Here is a 19,403-nt window from a genome sequence, read left to right on the forward strand (position 1 = left end):
CCCACGCGAAGCCTACCGACGGACGGTTTTCAGATGACCAGGCAGCTATGAATGGTGCGCGTCCTCGGGGCGTTCGACGGGTGTCTCCGTGATCCTCCGGCAGCCTCCGTGGCGCAACTGGGCACGCACCGAATCGGTGCGCCCCGTGCGCGTCGAACGGCCGACGACAGTGGGGGCCGTGCAGCGTTCGGTTCTGGCCGCCGAGCGTGCCGGATTGACAATCAAGGCCGTCGGCACGGGTCACAGCTTTACGGGCATTGCGGTCGCGCCGGGTGTGCAGCTCGATCTCTTCGATCTGGGCGGGCGTGTCGATGTCGATGCCCGAACCGCCCGGGTGACGGTGGCCGCGGGGCTCCCGCTGCACCGACTGGGCACACTGCTCGACGAGCATGGCCTGGCGTTGACGAATCTTGGCGATATCGATCGGCAGACAGTGGCGGGGGCCATCTCCACCGGAACGCACGGCACCGGTGGTGGGTTCGCGGGCCTGGCCAGTCAGGTCACGGCACTGACCCTGGTGACGGCCGATGGCAGCCTGCTGTACGTGAGCGAGACCGAGAACGCCGACCTGCTCCCCGCCGTCCGCCTCGGCCTCGGTGCGCTCGGCATCATCGTGAACGTGACCCTGCAATGCGTGCCCCGATTCCTTCTGCATTCGGAAGAGAAGGCGGAACCGATTGAGTTGGTGCTGGAGGAGTACCTGCAGCGGTCGGGAGCGACCGACCATTTCGAGTTCTTCTGGTTTCCTCATACGGGCACGGCACTGACCAAGACCAACACGCGTCTCGCCGAGCGCCCTGTCGGGGCGCGGGCGGCGCGCGTGTCCCGGTGGATCGACAACGAGGTGCTGGCGAACGGGGCCTATCGCGGCGTCTGCGCCGTGGGCGCCGTCGTGCCCGCCCTGATTCCCCCGCTGGCCCGGCTGTCCGCGCGCGCCACCGGAAACCGTGCCTTCACGGATGCTTCCTCTCGGGTGTTCGCCACCAGTCGCACCGTGCGTTTCCGCGAGATGGAGTACGCCCTGCCGCGTGAAAACGTGGCGGACGTCGTTCGCGAGGTTCAGCACCTGATTGAGGCGCGTGGCTGGCGCATCTCTTTCCCGCTGGAGGTGCGCTCAGCCGCGGCCGATGACCTGTGGTTGTCGACCGCCTACGGGCGTGACACCGGCTACGTGGCGGTGCACCGGTACGTGCGCGAAGACCCGGAAGACTACTTCCGCGCGGTCGAACAGATCATGATCGGGCACGGCGGGCGCCCGCACTGGGGCAAATTGCACTATCGGGATGCCGACGCGCTGCGCGGCCTGTACCCGCGCTTCGACGACTTTCTCGCGGTTCGTGACAGGCTCGATCCCGAACGCCGCTTCAGCAACAGCTATCTGGAAAGAGTCCTCGGCCCGTGACCATGATTCCCCGCACCCCCGCGAAGCCCGCTCGGGCGAAACAAACGGCGTCCCAGCGACGCGACTGGCCGCATCGCACGAGCGAACTCGGCGATTTTCTTCCCGACGGTTTCGTGGTCGGCGTTTCTTCCTCGGCCTTTCAGATCGAGGGCTCCGCGCGCGATGGAGGGCGGGGTGACTCGGTCTGGGACACCTTCACCGCGTCATCCGGGCGCATCATCGACGGGTCGAACGCCGCCATCGGGGCTGACCACCTCGCCAAATTCGCCGAGGATGCCACCCTGCTTCGGGAACTTGGGGTTGACGCCTACCGGTTCTCACTGTCCTGGCCGCGCCTGCAGGCGGAGGGGCGAGGCGCGCTCAACCGCAACGGCCTCGCCTTCTACGACCGGCTCCTCGACGCGCTGTTGGCCGACGGAATCAGCCCCATGGCCACGCTCTCGCACTGGGACACCCCGGCGGCGCTGCGCGGTGGCTGGCTCAACCGCGATACCGCGGGTCGTTTCGGCGACTATGCCCACGCGGTGGGGGAGGCCCTCGGCGATCGCATCGACAGCTGGGTGACCCTGGAGGAACCCGCCACCGTGATGCTCAACGGCTACGCGCTGGGCAGCCAGGCGCCCGGCCGCGCGCTCCTGTTCGACGCGCTGCCCACCGCCCATCACCAGTTGCTCGCCCACGGCCTCGCCGTTCAGGGACTTCGGGCAGCGGATGTCCGTGGCCGGATCGGCCTGTCCAACGCGTACTCGCCGGTGGAGTCGCTGACCGACCGAGAGCAGGACCGGTCGTACGCGGCCCTCTACGACCTGCTGCACAACCGGATCTTCGCCGATCCGGTGCTGCTGGGCCGGTATCCGGACCCGCTGGAGCCGTTCGCGGTGGAGTTGCGCGGCCTGCTCGAGGCTGATCCGGCCGACCTGGCCGTGATCCACCAGCCCCTCGACTTCTATGGGCTCAGTTACACGGAACCGACGCGGATCGCGGCGGGAACCGGTCGTATCGTCAGCAGGGACGACCCGGCACCTGTCGCCCCGGCCTTTCCCTTTCACGCCGCCGCATACAGGGAATTCCCCCTCACCGGCGCGGGCGCCGTCAACGCTCCGGAGTACCTCGGCGTGGCGCTCGCCGAGCTGCACACACGCTACGGTGACGCGCTCCCGCCGGTGTACATCACGACGGTCGGGGCGGGGTTTGCCGACCAGGCCGACGAGCGTGGGGTCGTGCACGATCCTTTGCGCATCGACTACCTGGCCGAGCACCTTCAGGCGGCTGTGAACGCCGTGCGGCCGGGGGGAGCGGCGGCCGGAGTGGATCTGCGTGGATTCTTCGTGCGGTCCCTGCTCGACGGCTTCGAATGGTCGGCCGGCTACACCCAGCGCTACGGCCTCGTGCAGGTGTCGTTCAGCGACGGAATGACCACCCGTACCCCCAAGGACTCCTATCGTTGGCTCCAGAAAGTGCTCGCCGCGCGCTAAAACCGGTGGTTCTGAGACACGCCGGGTCGCCCGGACACCCCGTCCGGCGTGTCGTGAAGTTCTCCGGTTTTGCGGCGGGGCCGGTGCTACGGAGTGCGGCGGCGCAGAGTGATCGACCCGAGCACGACGGCGCCCACGATCCACGCCCCGATGATGAGCAGCTCGCCGATGACGTATGCGTCGTCTTCCGACCCGGTGGCCACGGCGCGCAGGGCCTCAATCGCGTGGGAGAGCGGCAACCAGTCACTGATCACCTGCAGGGCGTCCGGCAGCTGCCCCCGAGCGAGAAAGATGCCGCCGAGAAGGATCTGCGGGAACACCAACAACGGCATGAACTGCACCACCTGAAATTCCGTGCGTGCAAAGGCGCTCGCGAGCAGCCCCAGGGCCGTGCCGAGCACGGCATCTGCCACGGCAACCGCCAGCAGCAGCCCGAGTGACCCCTGAATCTCCAGGCCGCACACCCACACGGCGAAGCCACCGCCACCGCAGACTGCGCCGCGGCGAGCAGGCCGAAGGCGAGTGTGTAACCGAGGATCAGGTCGCCCTTGCCAAGCGGCATCGACAGCAGCCGTTCCAGGGTTCCCGTGCGCCGCTCCCGCAGGGTTGTGATGCTCGTCACGAGGAACATGACAATGAACGGGAACAGGGCGATCATGGCCGGCCCCACCGTGTCGAACGTCGTCGTGTCTGAGAAGATCCACGCGATGAGCCCGATCAACAGGCTCGGCACCACGAGCAGCAGAACGATCGTTCGCGGGTCGTGACGGATCTGGGTGAGGATGCGCCCGGCCGTCGCGAGCGTCCGGGCGGGCGTCAAGATCCGCCTCCGTCTTCCGGCGTCTCGTGGGTGAGCGGATGCTGCCCGATCAGCACAAGAAACGCCTGCTCCATATCGGTCGCCGCCGTGGCGTCCAGCAGTGCCTGCGGAGCATCGTCGGCGAGGATCTCTCCATCGCGCATCAGCAGCAGACGATCGCACCGGTTGGCCTCGTCCATCACGTGGCTCGACACCAAAAGGCTCGTTCCCGCGGCGGCTAGTCGGTGGAACAACGACCACAGCTCCACCCGAAGCACCGGGTCGAGCCCGACCGTCGGCTCGTCGAGAACGAGCAGGTCGGGGGAACCGAGCAGCGCACCGGCCAGCGAGACCCGACTGCGCTGCCCGCCCGACAGCGAGCCGACCAGTTGCCGACTCTGTGCGCCGAGGTCGGTGAGCGTGATGACACGATCCACATCGCTGCGGGGTGCCCCGAGCACAGCGCGGAAGTACTGCAGGTTCTGACGCACCGTGAGGTCGTCGTACACGCTCGCGTTCTGGGTGACGTAGCCCACGCGGTGGCGAAGAACGGCGGAGCCGGCCGGTTGCCCGAGCACCGTCACCACGCCCGACTGCACGACCTGCACGCCCACAACAGCCCGCATCAGCGTGGTCTTACCGCTTCCGCTCGGCCCGAGCAGGCCAACGACCTGACCGAGGGGAACATCGAGGTTCAGCCCGTGCAGCACAGCCTGCCGTCCGCGGCGCACGTGCAGGTCCCGCACCGAGACGGCGGTGTCGGAGGAAGTGATCATGGGTGAACTCTTCGCCGAGGCACCGGGTCTGTCAAGTACCGGTCAGGTGCCGATCCGGTGCTATTTGGGCCGGTGCGCGCACCCTTCGACTTAGCTTGGAGTCTGGTGAGAAGCGGAGGAGGCCCTCAGAACAGGTGGTTACTATGGTCATGCACCGCATGGGGGCTACCAAAATTTGTGTTTCCATGCTCAATTTACAAGGAGACGCTGCCATGAATTGGCTCATCCCGGTCCTGATCGTCGTCGTCATCGTTGCCATCGCAGGCATCTACCTCTGGTCGACGTACAACTCACTCGTGACCTTCAAGGTTCGCGTCGACGAGGCCTGGAGCGACATCACCGTTCAGCTGAAGCGGCGTGCCGACCTGATTCCAAACCTGATCGAAACGGTCAAGGGGTATGCGGCGCACGAAAAGTCGGTCTTCGAGAACGTCACGAAGGCGCGCGCCGAGACGCTGTCGGCCCAGGGCCCGGCCGATGCCTCCGCTGCCGAGAATCACATGCAGACGGCGCTCAAGAGCATTTTCGCCGTGGCCGAGGCGTACCCGCAGCTGCAGGCGAGCCAGAACTACCTGCAGTTGCAGGGTGAGCTCGTCGACACCGAAGACAAGATCCAGGCCTCGCGCCGGTTCTACAACGGCGGCGTGCGCGAATTCAACACCAAGATCCAGGTCTTCCCGAACCACCTGTTCGCCCGTAACCTGGGCTTCAGCGAACGTGATTTCTTCGAGGTGGCCGACTCCGCAGCGATTGCGGAGCCGCCGCGCGTGCAGTTCTAGTCGGGAGCGCAGATGTATAGCGCGATTGCGAAAAACAAACGCAACACGGTTTTCATCATGATCTTCTTCTTCGCGATCATCGCGGGGCTCGGTTGGCTGGCCAACTTCACGTATGGCGGGGGCGGCTACGGCATGTTCATCGCCGTCGTCGTGATCGCCGGTCTCTATGTGTTGATCCAGTATTTCGCTGCCGGCCGACAGGCCATCGCGATGAGCGGCGGTGTCAAACTCACGAGCAAGGCCGACAACGTTCGGCTGTGGCGCACGGTCGAGAACCTGTCGATCGCCACCGGCATGCCGATGCCCGAGGTCTACATCATCAACGACCCGGCACCGAATGCCTTCGCCACTGGCCGTGACCCGCAGCACGCGATCGTCGCGGCGACGACAGGTCTGCTCGACATCATGGACGACTCCGAGCTTGAGGGCGTGATGGCCCACGAGATGGGCCACGTGCGCAACTACGACATTCGCGTGTCGATGGTGGTCTTCGGACTCGTCGTGGCAATCGGGTTCATCTCCGACATGTTCCTGCGGATGGCCTTCTTCGGCCGCAACAATAACAGCAACGGCAACCCCGTCGTCATGGTCTTCGGACTCGTCGCCATGGTCGTGGCGCCGCTCATCGCCACGATGGTGCAGCTCGCGGTCTCGCGGCAGCGTGAGTATCTGGCGGATGCGACCGGCGCGCTCACGACCCGGCATCCGGATGCCCTCGCGAGCGCCCTGAACAAGCTCGGCGAGTACGGCCGGCCGATGCGCAAGCAGAACACCTCCATGGCGCACCTGTGGATCGCGGACCCGCTCAAGCCCGGCGCGATGGCCAAACTTTTCGCGACCCACCCGCCGATTGCGGACCGGATCGAGCGGTTGAACGCCATGGGGAGGAAGTTCTAGAGAGTGGTCGTTGCGCTGAGGGTTATCTGCTCCTCAGCTCAAACAATGGGGTTTCTCAGGCAGGTCCGAGAAGTACGCTCGGACCTGCCTGAGAAACCCCATAACTCGACACCCCGCAGATAGCCCTCACCGCAACTCCATTTCTAGTGAGGGGGAGAGGGTGCCGCGCGGCATGACGACGATCTCGTCGAGGTTTTGCCAGCGGGCGGCGTCGCGGAGGACGGGGGCGAGGCGGGCGGCGGTGTCGGCGGGGGCACCGGGCTCTTGCCAAGCGGACTGCACCCGGAGAACGGAGTTCTGGCGGTCGTTCTTGAGGTCGACGCGGCCCACGATCGTGTCGCCGAGCAGGATGGGCAGCGAGTAGTAACCGAAGATGCGTTTCGGCTCCGGGGTGTAGATCTCGATGCGGTAGTGAAAATCGTACAGACGCAGGGCGCGGGCGCGTTCCCAGACGACGGGGTCGAACGGGGACAGGATTGTTGCCGCGTCCATGCGACGGGGAAGTCGGGCGTCGCGGTGCAGCCAGGCCCGGCCGGGCGTGTTGTTCCTGCCCCAACCGGGCACCTCCACCGGAAGCAGCTCGCCCGCGTCTTCGAGATCGCGGATGGCGGCGAGGGTCGCGGGGGTCTTCAGCCGAAAGTAATCGGCGAAGTCACTCGCCGTGCCGATCCCGTGCGCGCGGGCCGAGCGGCTGACCAGCTCCCGGTGGGCATCCGCTCGCGAGACCGATCGTGCCAGCAGGGCGGCGGGGTAGACCTGCTCGGGGAGGCCGTACACGCGCTCGAAGCGCGTGCGGCCGGCGGCGGCGACATCGCCCCACCGGAAGAGGGTTTCGAGGCCGGTCTTCACGTCTGACCAGCCCCACCAGGGACCGCTGCGTTTGTTGGCGTCGTGCTCGACCTCGCTCGCCCGCATGGGGCCGTTCGCGGCGAGTTCGGCGAGCAGCCAGTCGAGCATGGGCCGGTTGCCGTGCGACCAATCGTCGGTGGCCCGGGCGCTGCGATCCCGGTAGTCCTGCATGCGCCAGTGGAAGAGCGGCCAGGCTTCGAGTGGAAGGTAGGACGCCTCGTGTGCCCAGTATTCGGTGAGACGGGGCACCGGGCCCGAGGTCAGCCGGTCGAGTTGGGCCTTGTCGTAGGCGCCGAAACGGCTGAATGCGGGCATATAGTGGCTGCGCTCGAAGACGTTCACCGAGTCGATCTGCAGCAGTCCGAGACGATCCACCAGCGCGGTCAGTTGGCGGATGCCGGGGGCCGCGGCGGCGGGGCGTGAGCCGAATCCCTGTGCGGCGAGGGCGATGCGTCGGGAAAGGGCAGGGGACACTGACTGGGCCATCCTGCTGACCCTAGCCGCAGTGGACACCAGCCGTTCATGCCGTGTTCAGCGGCGCGGTGCTGTTCGGTCACGTCGACTTCGTAATCTGACCGTGATCAGCACAGTTCACCCTGCTCTGTTGCTTGGGTCCCGCTCGCCATAAGCTGACAGACAGCCAATGGTGGCTACAACGGAGGAAACTTGTCCATTAAACGTACGCTGACCATGTCTCTGGCCATTGCCGCCACCCTCGCGATGTCGCTGTCCGCCTGCAGCACCGACCCGGCGCCCACCGCCGGCGGCGTCGATGCCGCCACGGCGACGAGCCTGACCGCCTTCGGCGATCTGGCCGCACTGGAGACTGCCGCGAAGGCCGAAGGCGCGCTCAACGTGATCGCCCTCCCGCGCAACTGGGCCAACTACGGCGCCGTGCTCGACCTCTTCGCTCAGAAGTACCCGGAGATCACGCTGACCGAGGCCTCGCCCGATGGCTCCAGCGCCGAGGAGATCCAGGCCGCCGACAACCTCAAGGGGCAGGACACCGCCCCGGACGTCTTCGACCTCGGACTCGCCGTCGCGGTCTCCAGCACCGACAAGTTCGCGCCGTACAAGGTCGCGACCTGGGCGGACATTCCCGACGCGCTCAAGGAAGAGAGCGGCCTGTACGTGGGCGACTACGGCGGATACATGGCCGTCGGCTACGACCCGGATGCCGTGCCCGCCCCGGAAAAGCTGTCCGACCTGCTCGGCTCCGAGTACAAGGGAAAGGTCGCCCTCAACGGAGACCCGACCCAGGCCGGAGCCGCGTTCGCGGGGGTCGGCATGGCCAGCGTGCAGAACGGCGGCTCCGTCGACGACTTCCAGCCTGGAATCGACTTCTTCTCCGAGCTCAACGCCGCCGGTAACTTCCTGAAGGTCGACCCGACCCCCGCCACCATCGCCTCGGGCGAGACCCCGGTCGTCTTCGACTGGGACTACCTCAACGTGGGCTACGGCACGACGCTCGAAGGCCAGCGCAACTGGAAGGTCGTCGTGTTCCCCGGAACCGGCTACGCCGGTTACTACAACCAGGCCATCAACGCCGACGCGCCGCACCCGGCCGCAGCCCGGCTCTGGCAGGAATTCCTCTACAGCGACGAGGCTCAGAACCTGTGGCTGGCCGGCGGAGCCCGCCCGGCTCGCGCCGAGGCCATGCAGGCCGCGGGCACCATCGACTCGGCGCTCTTCGATGCCCTGCCGAAGACTCCGGAGACCACGGTCGTTCCCACGGAACAGCAAAGCGCGGATGCCGCGACCCTGCTCGGCGAAAAGTGGGCGGCCGCTGTCCAGTAGTTCCCGTCGAACGGCAGCAGCCTGGGGGCTGCTGCCGTTCGCGGTTTATGTCTTCCTTTTCCTCGCCGTACCCACCCTGATCGCGATCGGGTCGGGATTCTTCGACAACTCTGGTTCGTTCACGCTGGCGACGATCATGGCCCTGGGCGATCCCGTGGTGGTCAGCACCTTCGTGAAATCATTCTGGCTGTCGGCGCTGACCGCCGTCGTGGGTGCCGTTGTGGGCGCGATCGCCTGTTACGGATTGCTCGGCGCTCGCCCCGATGGCCCGCTCCGGGTGACCGTCGATTCGCTCAGCGGAGTTCTCGCGCAGTTCGGTGGAGTGATGCTCGCGTTCGCGTTCGTCGCGACCATCGGTATCCAAGGCATGGTCACCCTGTACCTCAAAAACACCTTCGGCGTGGACATCTTCGAGAACGGTGTCTGGATCTACGAAGCACCGGGACTGATTCTGCCCTACATCTACTTTCAGGTGCCGTTGATGATCATCACCTTCATGCCCGCTCTGCAGGCTCTCAAGCCGCAATGGGCCGAGGCCAACGCGACACTCGGCGGCGGGGTCGGCACGTACTGGCTGCGCATCGCGTTCCCCGTTCTCGCTCCATCCTTCCTCGGGAGTCTGCTCTTGCTGTTCGCCAATTCCTTCTCCTCGTACGCCACGGCGGCAGCGCTTGTCAGCCAGGGGTCGCAGATCGTGCCGCTGCAGATTCGGGCCGCACTGACGAGCGAAACACTGCTCGGCCGCGAAAATCTCGCCGGTGCCCTGGCCCTCGGCATGATCCTCGTGATGGCCGTCGTGATGACGGGCTATTCCCTGCTGCAGTCCCGGGCCGCGCGGTGGCAGCGATGACCGCCCGGGCGCGCCCGGCCGCCCGCCCGCGCGCCACTGCCGGCCTGCGTATGACGGGAGGCATGGCTCACGCTCCGAGCCGAGTGACGCGCACGGTCATTCTCGGCTCCATCGGGCTCATCTTCGCCATCCCGATCGTCGCGATGGTGGAGTTCACTCTGCGCAAGGGACTGGAGGGCGGATACGACTTCTCCCGGTGGGTCACCCTGTTCCAGAGCGGCTTCAGCGGACCGTACCGACCGGTTGTCACGGCCCTTGGTAACTCGCTTGCGCTCGCCATCGGCACGGTGGCCATCGTGCTACTGCTGCTCGTGCCCACGATGCTGCTCGTGCACATCCGTTTTCCCCAGCTGCGACGCCTGCTCGAGTTCATCTGCATTTTGCCGATCACCATCCCGGCCATCGTGCTCGTGGTCGGGCTGGCGCCGGTGTACTCGGTCGTGTCGCGGTTGTTCGGCAGCGGCGTGTGGACCCTCGCCTTCGCCTACGGCATCACCGTGCTGCCGTTCGCCTACCGGGCGATCCAGTCCAACATCGACGGTGTGGATGTGAAGACCCTCACCGAGGCGGCACGCACCCTGGGCGCGAGTTGGACCAACGTGCTCGTGCGCGTGCTCGTGCCCAACCTACGCCGCGGAATTCTGGCGGGTGCCTTCATCGCCGTCGCGGTCGTGCTGGGCGAATTCACCATTGCTTCCCTCCTCAACCGCATCAATCTGCAAACCGCGCTGGTCGTTGTCAGCAAGACGGACCCGTACACCGCCGTCATCCTGTCGCTCCTCGCCCTGACATTCGCATTCGGGCTGCTGCTGCTCATCGGCAAAGTCGGGTCAGGCCCCCGCATTCGTTCCGTGAAAGGCACCACATGATCAAGGCACCCCCCGTCATCACCACGGACACGACGACGCGCAGCGGAACGGTCGTTGAATTCTCCGGCGTCGTGAAGCACTTCGGTGGCGTGCGGGCTCTGTCCGGATTCGACCTCACCCTGCACGCGGGCGAATTCGTGGCCCTGCTCGGTCCGAGCGGAAGCGGAAAAACGACGGCGCTGCGCGTTCTCGCCGGTCTGGAGACCATCAGCGAGGGAACGATCCGCATCGATGGCGAGGACGTGTCAATGCTGCCCACGAGCAAGCGCGACATGGGCATGGTGTTTCAGTCCTACTCGCTCTTCCCCCACATGAGCGTGGGAGCGAACGTGGAGTTCGGCCTGCGGATGCGTGGCATCAAGCCGACGGAACGCCGTGACCGGGCCGAGGCCGCACTGGAACTCGTGGGCCTTCACGAGCATTCCGCGCGTTTTGCCCACCAGCTCTCGGGCGGTCAGCAGCAGCGCGTCGCTCTCGCCAGGGCCCTGGTGACGGAGCCGCGCGTACTCCTGCTGGATGAGCCGCTGTCTGCGCTCGATGCCAAGGTACGCGTTCAGTTGCGTGAGGAGATCCGCCGCATCCAAACCACGCTCGGCATCACGACGCTGTTCGTGACCCACGATCAGGATGAGGCGCTGGCCGTCGCCGACCGGGTGGCCGTGATGCAGGCCGGCACGATCGAGCAGGTCGGCACGCCGGAGGAGCTGTACACTCGACCCGCTTCGTCGTTTATCGCCGATTTCGTCGGCCTGAGCAACCGGCTCAGCGGGGCCGTCAATCACGGTTTCGCCGAGCTTCACGGTGTGCGGCTGCCGCTCGTCGATCCTGCTCATCCCGACGGTCCGGTGCGGATTTCGGTGCGCCCGGAAGATATCGAATTCGCTTCGGAGGGTATTCCCGGCACCATCGTGCTGTCTAGTTTTCTCGGCTCGCTCCGCCGCACCAGCGTGCAGCTGGCTGACGGCAGCACGGTCTTCCTCCAGCACGCCGCGCGCGTTCGCCCGACTCCGGGAGACCGGGTCTTCCTGAGGTTGACCGGAGCGCCCGTGTCGGTCGAGACCGTGGAGCCTGCAGCAGTCCTAGACTGATCTGGTGACGGAATCATCGGGCAAATCGAGCACGGGCAAACGGGTGGGAGTTCGCGCCCGGCAGGAGACAGAATCTGCCGTCGCGCCGGTCGTCGGCGTGCCCCGTAACGGCGTCGATGAGAACATTCCCCCGGGTGTCCGTCTGGCGGGAGCGTGGTCCTGGCGGTTGCTGGTGATCGCGGCGGCCATCGCCTGTCTCATCTTCCTGATCATTCAGCTTCGACTCATTGTCATTCCGGTACTGGTCGCGGTGCTGATCTCGGCGCTCCTGGTTCCCCTCGTGGGCTTTCTCGTACGCCACCGCTGGCCCAAGGCGCTGGCGGTCGCGACGGCGATGATCGGGACCCTCGTGATCGTTGCGGGGCTGATCACCCTCGCGACGACTCAGATCGCCGACGGCACCGCGGGCCTGAGCGCCCGCCTGAATGATTCGTACGCGTCCTTCAAGCAGTTTCTGAACGGTGCGCCGTTCAACCTGAGCAACACGGATATCAACAATTACCTGCAGCAGGGGTGGACCTCCTTGCAGAACGACAGCCAGGTGTTCATTAGCGGTGCCCTGTCCGTCGGGACGACACTCGGACATCTGCTCACCGGGCTCCTCCTGGCGCTGTTCAGCCTGCTTTTCATTCTGATCGATGGCAAGACCATCTGGGCGTGGATCGTTCGGCTCTTTCCGAAACGTGCGCAGCCCGCGGTCGACGGCGCCGGCATCGCCGGGTGGACGACACTGGGCAACTTTGCGAAGGTGCAGATCCTGGTGGCATCGATCGATGCCGTCGGTATCGGACTCGGTGCCGCGCTGCTCGGGGTGCCCATGGCTATCCCCATCGGGATCCTGGTCTTCCTCGGTTCATTCATTCCGATCATCGGCGCCGTCGCCACCGGTGCTGTCGCCGTCGTGATCGCCCTGATCTTCAACAGTTGGGTGACGGCCCTGCTGATGTTGGGCGTCGTCCTGCTCGTGCAGCAGGTTGAAGGACACGTGCTGCAGCCCCTGATCATGGGCACCGCCGTCAAGGTGCATCCGCTCGGTGTCGTGCTCGTGGTGGCCGCGGGGGCACTGCTCGCCGGCATTCCGGGGGCGCTGTTCGCCGTGCCGATCGCCGCGGTTTTGAACGTGATGACGTCCTATATTTCCGGCGGCAGTTGGCGAAACGGCATGGAATCCACCCCGACCACGACGAGCTCCACGCTCTGGCAAACCGTGCCTCAGCGGCCCGGTTTTCGACGGCGTTCACTACAGATCAATCAAGGAAAGCGCTGAAAATGACAGAGACAACCCTGGCCGGTCCCAGCCTCGCTGATTTCGAGGCCGCGCGACTCGTCGTCTCGCGGGTGGCCGATGTGACGCCGATGGAGAGTTCGCGCTACCTGGCTGACCTGCTCGGTGCGCCGGTGCACCTCAAGTGCGAGAACCTGCAGCGCACCGGTTCGTACAAGATTCGTGGCGCCTACAATCGCCTGTCCAAGCTGACGGCCGAGGAGCGTTCTCACGGAGTCGTTGCGGCCTCGGCCGGCAACCACGCTCAAGGCGTCGCCTTCGCGGCACGGGAACTGGGCATCAAGGCCACCATCTTCATGCCCGTCGGCGTGGCGCTGCCGAAGCTGCAGGCGACCAGAGCCTACGGCGCGGACGTGATACTGCGCGGTCACACTGTGGCCGAGCCGTTGCTCGCCGCGGCCGAATATGCTCAGGAAACAGGCGCCATCCTGATCCCGCCCTTCGACCACGTGGATGTCGTGGCCGGCCAGGGCACACTCGGGCTGGAGATCCTTGAGCAGGTTCCCGACCTCGAAACCGTGATCGTTCCCATCGGCGGTGGGGGACTGTTGTCCGGCGTCGCCTCGGTGCTCAAACAGGCAGCCGCGCGAGACGGCCGGAGAATCCGAGTGATCGGGGTGCAAGCCGAAAACGCGGCCGCCTACCCGCCCTCGCTGGCCGCCGGTGAGCCGGTGGTCATCTCGCTCCTTCCGACCATTTCCGACGGTATCGCCGTGGCCAAGCCGGGACTGCTCAATTTCGAGATCATTCGTGACACCGTCGACGAAGTGGTGACCGTGAGCGAAGACGACACCGCTCGGGCGTTGCTCGTGCTGCTCGAGCGCGCGAAGCTCGTCGTCGAACCGGCCGGCGCTGTAGCCGTCGCGGCCATCCTCGCGGGCAAAATCATCGCCACCGGTCCCACCGTGGCGATCCTCTCCGGGGGTAACATCGACCCACTGCTGATGCAACGCGTGATCAGCCACGGCCTCGCCGCATCGGGGCGCTACCTCACGCTGCGGATCATGCTGCCCGATCGTCCGGGTCAGCTGGCGCGGGTATCGCAGTTGCTGGCCGAGGTGCACGCAAACGTGATCGAGGTTCTGCATACCCGCCACGGCGTGGGACTGCAGCTCAGCGAGGTGGAGCTGGACGTGAGTGTGGAAACCCGCGGGCCCGAGCACCGCGAGCAGGTGGTTGCTGCCCTGCGGGACGCGGGCTTCGCCCCGAACGTTGACTAGCACCCCGAACGCGTTCGATCGGGGACGAGAAAAGCGGATGTCCGCGGCTGGTGAGAGCCGCGGACATCCGCTTTCGTGTGCCCGGTGGCTTAGCCGCTGAACGTTTCGACGTTCGAGATCTCCACGGCGATTTCCTTGCCGCTGGGAGTCGTGTAACTCGTTTTCCCACCGATCTTCAGTCCCAGAATTGCCGCGCCAAGCGGGCTCTGCTCACTGAAGACATCGAGGTCGCTGCTGCCGCCGATTTCGCGGCTACCGATGAGGAAGCGGCTCGGGTCACCCGCGATGGTGGCCGTGATGACGGTACCGGGAACGACGACGCCGGTGCTCTCCGGGGCATGGCCGACTTCGGCGTGGCGCAGCAGCACGGTGAGCGTGCGGATGCGCGCCTCCATCTTGCCCTGCTCCTCTTTCGCGGCGTGGTAGCCGGCGTTCTCCTTGAGGTCGCCCTCTTCCCGCGCCGACTCGATCTTCTTGGCGATGTCGTCGCGTCCGAGGGTGCTGAGGTTAGCCAGCTCGTTCTCAAGACGGTCGTGTGCCTCCTGGGTAAGCCAGGTGACCGTTGTGTCGGTAGTCACGGTTGATCTCCTTTGGTGTGCTCGGCTCTGCGGCGATCAGCGGGCTGGGACCAGCTGTGCTCTGATCAGCTGCTGAGATGGAGCCGCGGATATAGTCGTCGCCCCAAACTCTGTCGGGGCGAATATCCCATTTTAGGTCAGCCAGCACTTGTAAATCAAACCCGTGTTGCTGAGTTCGGTGGTGTTCACGACCTCGGTGAACGAGCGGGTGTACAGGTCGGACGGCGGAAGATCGATGACTTTCCAGCCCACGACGGTGAAGCTCTCGTTGAGCGCTTGCACCGCGCAACTCGCCGGGGAGTTGACGGGCATCGATACTTCAAAGGTCACGCTCACGCTGTGTTCGTCGATGATCGTGTGCCGTGTGTCGCGGGCCTCGACCTTCTCCGATGCACCGTCCAGCCCCGTCCAGACCACCCACGCGGTAAGGACGATGGCGAAGATCCCACCAAGGGCCCAGAGAAGGCGCCGGTCGCGTGTGCGGGTGGCGGGAGTACGACCGTATCGTGACTCAAGATCGGGCCCGACGGACGCTTGTTTCAGGGACACTGCGATTTCACACTCCCGGCTCAACGATTAGGCTAGAACCTAAGGTTATCCGGCATTCCAGAGGAGTATGGTGACGCTACGACTTTTGGCAGTGCACGCACATCCCGACGACGAGTCGAGCAAGGGTGCGGCGACGTACTCGTACTACAGCAGTATCGGTGCGGAGGTGCTCGTGGTGAGCTGCACCGGCGGGGAACGGGGCAGCATCCTCAACCCGGCTCTCGCCGGGCACGGCATGGCAGAGCGCGACCTGGCGGGTCTCCGACGGCTGGAGATGCGCGCCGCCCAGGAACACCTTGGAGTGCAGCACCGCTGGCTCGGATATGAGGATTCCGGCATGAATGACGACGGCTCCGTGCCGCCGAACTCGTTCGCGGGCATTCCGGTCGAGGTCTCTACCGAGCCGCTCGTGAACATCATTCGTGAATTCCGTCCCCAGGTGCTCATTACCTACGACGAAAAGGGCGGGTATCCGCACCCCGACCACATCCGGTGCCACGAGGTCTCGCTCGCCGCGTACCGCGCTGCCGCTGATCCCGAGCAATTCCCCGACGCTGGTCAGCCGTGGCAGATCGACAAGCTCTACTACGACCGCATCTTCAACCTCGAGCGTATCGATGCGATGTACCTCGCGCTGAGCGTGATCGAGCCCGATTCGGCCCTTCTTGAGCCGCTCGGCGCAGCGCGGGAGCGTATGAAGGACTACCCCAACCTCGCCACGACGCACGTGGATGTCGGAAACTTCCTCGAGGCACGCGATAACGCCCTGCGCTCGCACGCGAGTCAGGTCTCGCCCGAGAGCAGCTTTTTCTTCTGGCCCAATGACCTTGTCCGTGAGGCGTGGCCCTACGAGGATTTCCAACTCATTGAATCGAAAGTAGAGACCGTCATGCCCGAATCTGACCTTTTCGCCGGTGTGGAGCACGACTCATGACTCCGCTGATCGTTCACCTGGGGTTTCTGCTGGCCGCCCCCGGCGAGCCCGACCCGAACACGGTGACCCCGGGCGTCATCGGTTTCTTTGCCATCGCCTTTGTGGGCCTGGCCACGGTGCTCCTGGGCCGGGACATGGTCAAGCGCATCCGACGCACGACCTATCGGGAAGAGATCAAGGCGCGCCTTGAGTCCGAAATCGCGGAGCGCGACGGCGACACGAAACCCGAGTAGTTCCCGCTGGGCCTCCAGGAACAGCTGACGGGCGCCGGGCCTCGGGGTGCGGCGCCTAGGGATACAGCGGGTGGGTGGCGATGATCGTGATGGCTGCGAAGTGGCAGAAGAAGGCCAGCACGGTGAGCGTGTGGAAGATCTCGTGGAAACCGAAGACGCCGGGAATCGGGTTGGGTTTCTTGAGCGCGTAGATGACGGCTCCCACGGTGTAGCAGAGCCCGCCGATGAGGATCAGCGTCATCATCGCGGCGTTTGCGTTGAAGAAATCGACGATGAAGATGAGTGCGCCGTAGCCCAGTAGCAGGTAGAGCGGGACATAGAGCCAACGTGGCGCGTGGATCCAGAAGACTCGGAATCCGATGCCCAGGATCGCGCCGGTCCAGACGATCGTCAACAGCACGATGGATTTTTCGGGCGGCAGTGCGAGCACCGTGATGGGCGTATAGGAGCCGGCGATGAGCAGAAAGATGTTCGCGTGATCGATGCGCTTGAGCAGTAGCCGCATCCGGGGCTTCCAATTGAAGCGGTGATAGAGCGCGGAGTTGCCGAAGAGCAGCATGGAGCTCAGAACGAAGACGGCCGAGCTCCACCGTGCGGCGGGCCCCTCCGCCACACAGAGCAGTACGATCCCCGCAACAACGGTCAGGGGGAATGTCCCCGCGTGGATCCACCCTCGCCAGGTGGGTTTCAGGTCTTCCGGATGAGCATCAGCTGCGTCGAGCAGGGGCAGGTTGGGGCTGGAGTGCGGGGGAGCCATGCAGCCAGACTACGACAAACCGGGGACGCCGGTGCCGAGAATCGGCCCGGATAGGACTAGCGTAATCCTGTGCATAATCGCCAGCCCCCATCCTTCCGCGGACTTCTCTATCGTTTGTACGAGCGGCGTCTGCGCCGCGGACTGACGCCGGCACATATGCCGCACCACGTTGCGATGATCATCGACGGCAACCGTCGCTGGGCCAAACAGCTGGGCTTCGACTCCGCCGCGCACGGGCACCGTGCCGGTGCAGCGAAAATGCGCGAATTTCTGGAATGGTGCGACGACCTCGGTATCTCGGTCGTCACGCTCTATCTCCTGTCATCGGACAACCTCACGCACCGCCCGAGCGACGAACTCGCGGACCTGATCGAAATCATTGCCGAACTCGCTGAGGAGCTGTCGCACTACCGCGATTGGCGGGTGCAGCAGGTCGGGTCACCGGTCGGTCTCCCGGAGCCGCTCACGGCGGCACTGGGCGCCGCTCAAACCCGCACGGCGGGCAAGAAGGGCCTCCACATCAATCTGGCCGTCGGGTACGGCGGCCGGACGGAGATCACGGATGCGATGCGTAGCATCGTTGCGACGCACCACGCGCACGGCGGAACCCTCGAGGACCTTGCCGAGACCCTCACGCCGGAGCTGATCGGCCAGCACCTGTACACGGGGGGCCAGCCGGACCCCGACCTGGTCATTCGGACCTCGGGTGAGCAGCGCTTGAGCGACTTCATGCTGTGGCAGAGTGCCCACAGCGAGTTCTACTTCGTGGAAGCGCTGGGCCCGGACCTTCGGCAGGTCGATTTTCTTCGCGCACTGCGAGACTTCGCGCGGCGCCAGCGCCGCTTCGGCGGCTAACCTCTGCCCGGGGGCGCCACTCCGACCGACGACTGACCGAAAGGACGCACATGGATGCCCTGACACGCTTCAGAGACGACTTCACCGAAGAGCCGGGGTACCTCGATTACGCCAGAGTGGGCCCGGTTTCACGCACCGTTGCGGCGGAAACGCTGGCCCAGTTCGATGTTCTCTCCCACGCCCGGTTCGGCAGTCTGGACAACCTGCGAGGACAGGACGTGCGTGCGCGGCAGGCCGTCGCCCGCCTGATTGGCTTTCGACCCGACCAGGTCGCGCTGCAGCCGGGCACCACGGCGGGCCTCATGCAGGCTATCTTCGGGTTGACCGGCGGGGTGCTCCTGGCGCCCGGCGACTTTCCGAGCGGACCGTTTGCCGCTGTTCGCGCGGCAGAGGCGCTGAATGTGGTGTCTCCGGTCTGGCTCGACACGCAGGGAGACCGGGTGACTCCCGGGCTGATCAAATCACAGCTCACCCCAGCGATTTCCGCCGTTGTCGTGAGCCTCGTCGATCCCCGCACCGGGCATCGCACTGACCTTGAGGGCATCCGCCAGGTGATCGGGGACCGGCTCCTGATCGTTGATGCGATTCAGGGCTTCGGCGTCATCGAGGCGCCCTTCCAGCTGGCCGACGTGGTCGCATCCGGTGGCCAAAAGTGGGCACGCGCGGGATGGGGCACGGGTTTCCTCGCTCTGAGCGATCGCGCCGTGGACGCTCTCGTTCCGGTGTTCTCCGGGTACGTCGGAACCGATGTGGACGAGCCGTGGGACGAGGTCCTGCCGCCGAGCCACAGCGCGAGGGCATTCAGGGTGGGCAACGGCGATCCGATCGCTGAGGCGCGGTTTGCCGTCGCGCTGGAAGAGATCGCTGCCGTGGGAGTCGCGACCATCGAAACCGCGATCACCGAGAACGTCACCGAGCTCATCGACATCGCCGACGAATTCGCCATCCCCGTCGTGTCGTCTCGAGACGAACGCGAACGGGCCGGCATCGTCGTGCTGGAGCCGCCCGTGGAGCAGGTCACACTGCTGCAGGCCAGCCTGCACAACCACGGGGTGACCGTGACGACCCGGGGCGGCACGATCCGGCTCAGCGTGCACGCGGCGCTCTCCGCTGACACCTTCGATATGTTGCGAGCCGCACTGACGTCCTACTCCACGGCTGTCACCTATTGAGCATTCCGTTTCGACCGGCAGACAAATGGTCGTGTCCGATGCCAAGTATGTGAACGTCTGGTTTCGAAATGGCGTGTCGTGTTCCCTTTCAGCCCGGGGGGTCGTACGGTCAGTTTCATCAGGTATGAGACCTGATCGAGACGGCCACCTGTACGCCTCGACAAGTGCCCGTGGCCGCTCGCCAAGTTAAGATCGCGTCCAGTTTGACGCACGGTGGGAGTGGTTATGATCGCTAATCG

At 65.4% G+C, this 19,403-nt stretch carries 19 protein-coding genes and 1 pseudogene; 14 read left to right on the forward strand and 6 right to left on the reverse strand.

The annotated features are described in order from the left end of the window. The first annotated feature begins 88 nt into the window (after positions 1-88). Positions 89-1,402, forward strand: a complete 1,314-nt coding sequence (locus tag JF66_RS04695; protein WP_035875770.1) for a D-arabinono-1,4-lactone oxidase — start codon at positions 89-91, stop codon at positions 1,400-1,402. A 2-nt stretch (positions 1,403-1,404) separates the two neighbouring features. Next, complete coding sequence (locus tag JF66_RS04700; protein ID WP_081882145.1) at positions 1,405-2,877, forward strand: family 1 glycosylhydrolase; 1,473 nt, start codon at positions 1,405-1,407, stop codon at positions 2,875-2,877. Between the two features lie 86 nt (positions 2,878-2,963). On the opposite strand, the pseudogene JF66_RS04705 reads toward JF66_RS04700, so the two are convergent. Both JF66_RS04705 and JF66_RS04710 read right to left on the reverse strand, forming a co-directional pair. Next, positions 2,964-3,697 (reverse strand): annotated as a pseudogene (locus JF66_RS04705) (ABC transporter permease). Next, complete coding sequence (locus JF66_RS04710; RefSeq protein ID WP_051973124.1) at positions 3,694-4,452, reverse strand: ABC transporter ATP-binding protein; 759 nt, start codon at positions 4,450-4,452, stop codon at positions 3,694-3,696. Before JF66_RS04710 ends, JF66_RS04705 begins: the two are co-directional and overlap by 4 nt. Before the next feature lie 212 nt (positions 4,453-4,664). On the opposite strand from JF66_RS04710, the gene JF66_RS04715 reads away from it, so the two are divergent. Together JF66_RS04715 and JF66_RS04720 are read left to right on the forward strand one after the other, a co-directional pair. Continuing rightward, a complete protein-coding gene (locus JF66_RS04715; RefSeq protein ID WP_035875772.1) occupies positions 4,665-5,231 on the forward strand; it encodes a LemA family protein in 567 nt (188 codons plus the stop codon). Between the two features lie 12 nt (positions 5,232-5,243). Beyond that, complete coding sequence (locus JF66_RS04720) at positions 5,244-6,128, forward strand: M48 family metalloprotease (protein WP_035875774.1); 885 nt, start codon at positions 5,244-5,246, stop codon at positions 6,126-6,128. A gap of 126 nt (positions 6,129-6,254) precedes the next feature. On the opposite strand, the gene JF66_RS04725 is transcribed toward JF66_RS04720, so the two are convergent. After that, positions 6,255-7,463 (reverse strand): winged helix-turn-helix domain-containing protein, encoded by a 1,209-nt coding sequence (locus JF66_RS04725; protein ID WP_035875776.1) that lies wholly within the window; start codon positions 7,461-7,463, stop codon positions 6,255-6,257. A 204-nt stretch (positions 7,464-7,667) separates the two neighbouring features. Here JF66_RS04725 and JF66_RS04730 point away from each other — a divergent pair, with 204 nt between their 5' ends. Genes JF66_RS04730 through ilvA form a run of 6 tightly spaced genes read left to right on the forward strand, consistent with a single transcriptional unit; the run spans position 7,668 to position 14,086 of the window. Then, positions 7,668-8,774: an ABC transporter substrate-binding protein gene (locus tag JF66_RS04730; RefSeq protein WP_035875778.1), complete on the forward strand. Its 1,107-nt coding sequence runs from the start codon at positions 7,668-7,670 to the stop codon at positions 8,772-8,774. Continuing rightward, a complete protein-coding gene (locus JF66_RS04735; protein WP_051973125.1) occupies positions 8,728-9,624 on the forward strand; it encodes an ABC transporter permease subunit in 897 nt (298 codons plus the stop codon). The genes JF66_RS04730 and JF66_RS04735 overlap by 47 nt, the downstream gene beginning before the upstream one ends. Next, positions 9,621-10,493: an ABC transporter permease gene (locus JF66_RS04740; RefSeq protein ID WP_369797952.1), complete on the forward strand. Its 873-nt coding sequence runs from the start codon at positions 9,621-9,623 to the stop codon at positions 10,491-10,493. The genes JF66_RS04735 and JF66_RS04740 overlap by 4 nt, the downstream gene beginning before the upstream one ends. Beyond that, entirely contained in the window at positions 10,490-11,581 is a 1,092-nt protein-coding gene (locus JF66_RS04745) for an ABC transporter ATP-binding protein (protein ID WP_051973126.1), read from the forward strand. The genes JF66_RS04740 and JF66_RS04745 overlap by 4 nt, the downstream gene beginning before the upstream one ends. Positions 11,582-11,585: 4 nt before the next feature. Next, positions 11,586-12,848, forward strand: coding sequence for an AI-2E family transporter (locus JF66_RS04750; protein ID WP_231556291.1), 1,263 nt, complete (start codon positions 11,586-11,588; stop codon positions 12,846-12,848). Between the two features lie 2 nt (positions 12,849-12,850). Further along, entirely contained in the window at positions 12,851-14,086 is a 1,236-nt protein-coding gene (gene ilvA / locus JF66_RS04755) for a threonine ammonia-lyase (protein WP_035875780.1), read from the forward strand. An 89-nt stretch (positions 14,087-14,175) separates the two neighbouring features. On the opposite strand, the gene greA is transcribed toward ilvA, so the two are convergent. Further along, complete coding sequence (gene greA, locus JF66_RS04760; protein WP_035875782.1) at positions 14,176-14,664, reverse strand: transcription elongation factor GreA; 489 nt, start codon at positions 14,662-14,664, stop codon at positions 14,176-14,178. A gap of 132 nt (positions 14,665-14,796) precedes the next feature. Further along, positions 14,797-15,213, reverse strand: coding sequence for a DUF4307 domain-containing protein (locus tag JF66_RS04765; RefSeq protein WP_051973127.1), 417 nt, complete (start codon positions 15,211-15,213; stop codon positions 14,797-14,799). Positions 15,214-15,280: 67 nt separating this feature from the next. On the opposite strand from JF66_RS04765, the gene mca reads away from it, so the two are divergent. Together mca and JF66_RS04775 are read left to right on the forward strand one after the other, a co-directional pair. After that, on the forward strand, positions 15,281-16,147 hold the full coding sequence (gene mca / locus JF66_RS04770; protein ID WP_197059320.1) for a mycothiol conjugate amidase Mca: 867 nt from the start codon (positions 15,281-15,283) through the stop codon (positions 16,145-16,147). Next, entirely contained in the window at positions 16,144-16,380 is a 237-nt protein-coding gene (locus JF66_RS04775) for a hypothetical protein (protein ID WP_051973128.1), read from the forward strand. Before mca ends, JF66_RS04775 begins: the two co-directional genes overlap by 4 nt. Before the next feature lie 55 nt (positions 16,381-16,435). Here JF66_RS04775 and JF66_RS04780 read toward each other — a convergent pair whose 3' ends face one another. Then, positions 16,436-17,137, reverse strand: a complete 702-nt coding sequence (locus tag JF66_RS04780; RefSeq protein WP_035875785.1) for a hemolysin III family protein — start codon at positions 17,135-17,137, stop codon at positions 16,436-16,438. Positions 17,138-17,206: 69 nt separating this feature from the next. Here JF66_RS04780 and JF66_RS04785 point away from each other — a divergent pair, with 69 nt between their 5' ends. Further along, on the forward strand, positions 17,207-17,992 hold the full coding sequence (locus JF66_RS04785) for an isoprenyl transferase (protein ID WP_035875788.1): 786 nt from the start codon (positions 17,207-17,209) through the stop codon (positions 17,990-17,992). A gap of 50 nt (positions 17,993-18,042) precedes the next feature. Next, positions 18,043-19,164 carry an aminotransferase class V-fold PLP-dependent enzyme gene (locus JF66_RS04790; RefSeq protein WP_035875790.1) on the forward strand — a complete coding sequence of 374 codons (1,122 nt, stop codon included), beginning with the start codon at positions 18,043-18,045 and terminating at the stop codon, positions 19,162-19,164. Positions 19,165-19,403 lie beyond the last annotated feature (239 nt).

Source organism: Cryobacterium sp. MLB-32 (genome assembly GCF_000738085.1).
Lineage (GTDB): Bacteria > Actinomycetota > Actinomycetes > Actinomycetales > Microbacteriaceae > Cryobacterium.

What these genes read in the sequence shown, in the direction of transcription:
- JF66_RS04700 (WP_081882145.1), top strand. Translation starts at nt 1,405, where the DNA reads ATGATTCCCCGCACCCCCGCGAAGCCCGCTCGGGCGAAACAAACGGCG.
- JF66_RS04710 (WP_051973124.1), bottom strand. Translation starts at nt 4,452, where the DNA reads ATGATCACTTCCTCCGACACCGCCGTCTCGGTGCGGGACCTGCACGTG.
- JF66_RS04715 (WP_035875772.1), top strand. Translation starts at nt 4,665, where the DNA reads ATGAATTGGCTCATCCCGGTCCTGATCGTCGTCGTCATCGTTGCCATC.
- JF66_RS04720 (WP_035875774.1), top strand. Translation starts at nt 5,244, where the DNA reads ATGTATAGCGCGATTGCGAAAAACAAACGCAACACGGTTTTCATCATG.
- JF66_RS04725 (WP_035875776.1), bottom strand. Translation starts at nt 7,463, where the DNA reads ATGGCCCAGTCAGTGTCCCCTGCCCTTTCCCGACGCATCGCCCTCGCC.
- JF66_RS04730 (WP_035875778.1), top strand. Translation starts at nt 7,668, where the DNA reads ATGTCTCTGGCCATTGCCGCCACCCTCGCGATGTCGCTGTCCGCCTGC.
- JF66_RS04735 (WP_051973125.1), top strand. Translation starts at nt 8,728, where the DNA reads ATGCCGCGACCCTGCTCGGCGAAAAGTGGGCGGCCGCTGTCCAGTAGT.
- JF66_RS04740 (WP_369797952.1), top strand. Translation starts at nt 9,621, where the DNA reads ATGACCGCCCGGGCGCGCCCGGCCGCCCGCCCGCGCGCCACTGCCGGC.
- JF66_RS04745 (WP_051973126.1), top strand. Translation starts at nt 10,490, where the DNA reads ATGATCAAGGCACCCCCCGTCATCACCACGGACACGACGACGCGCAGC.
- ilvA (WP_035875780.1), top strand. Translation starts at nt 12,851, where the DNA reads ATGACAGAGACAACCCTGGCCGGTCCCAGCCTCGCTGATTTCGAGGCC.
- mca (WP_197059320.1), top strand. Translation starts at nt 15,281, where the DNA reads ATGGTGACGCTACGACTTTTGGCAGTGCACGCACATCCCGACGACGAG.
- JF66_RS04775 (WP_051973128.1), top strand. Translation starts at nt 16,144, where the DNA reads ATGACTCCGCTGATCGTTCACCTGGGGTTTCTGCTGGCCGCCCCCGGC.
- JF66_RS04780 (WP_035875785.1), bottom strand. Translation starts at nt 17,137, where the DNA reads ATGGCTCCCCCGCACTCCAGCCCCAACCTGCCCCTGCTCGACGCAGCT.
- JF66_RS04790 (WP_035875790.1), top strand. Translation starts at nt 18,043, where the DNA reads ATGGATGCCCTGACACGCTTCAGAGACGACTTCACCGAAGAGCCGGGG.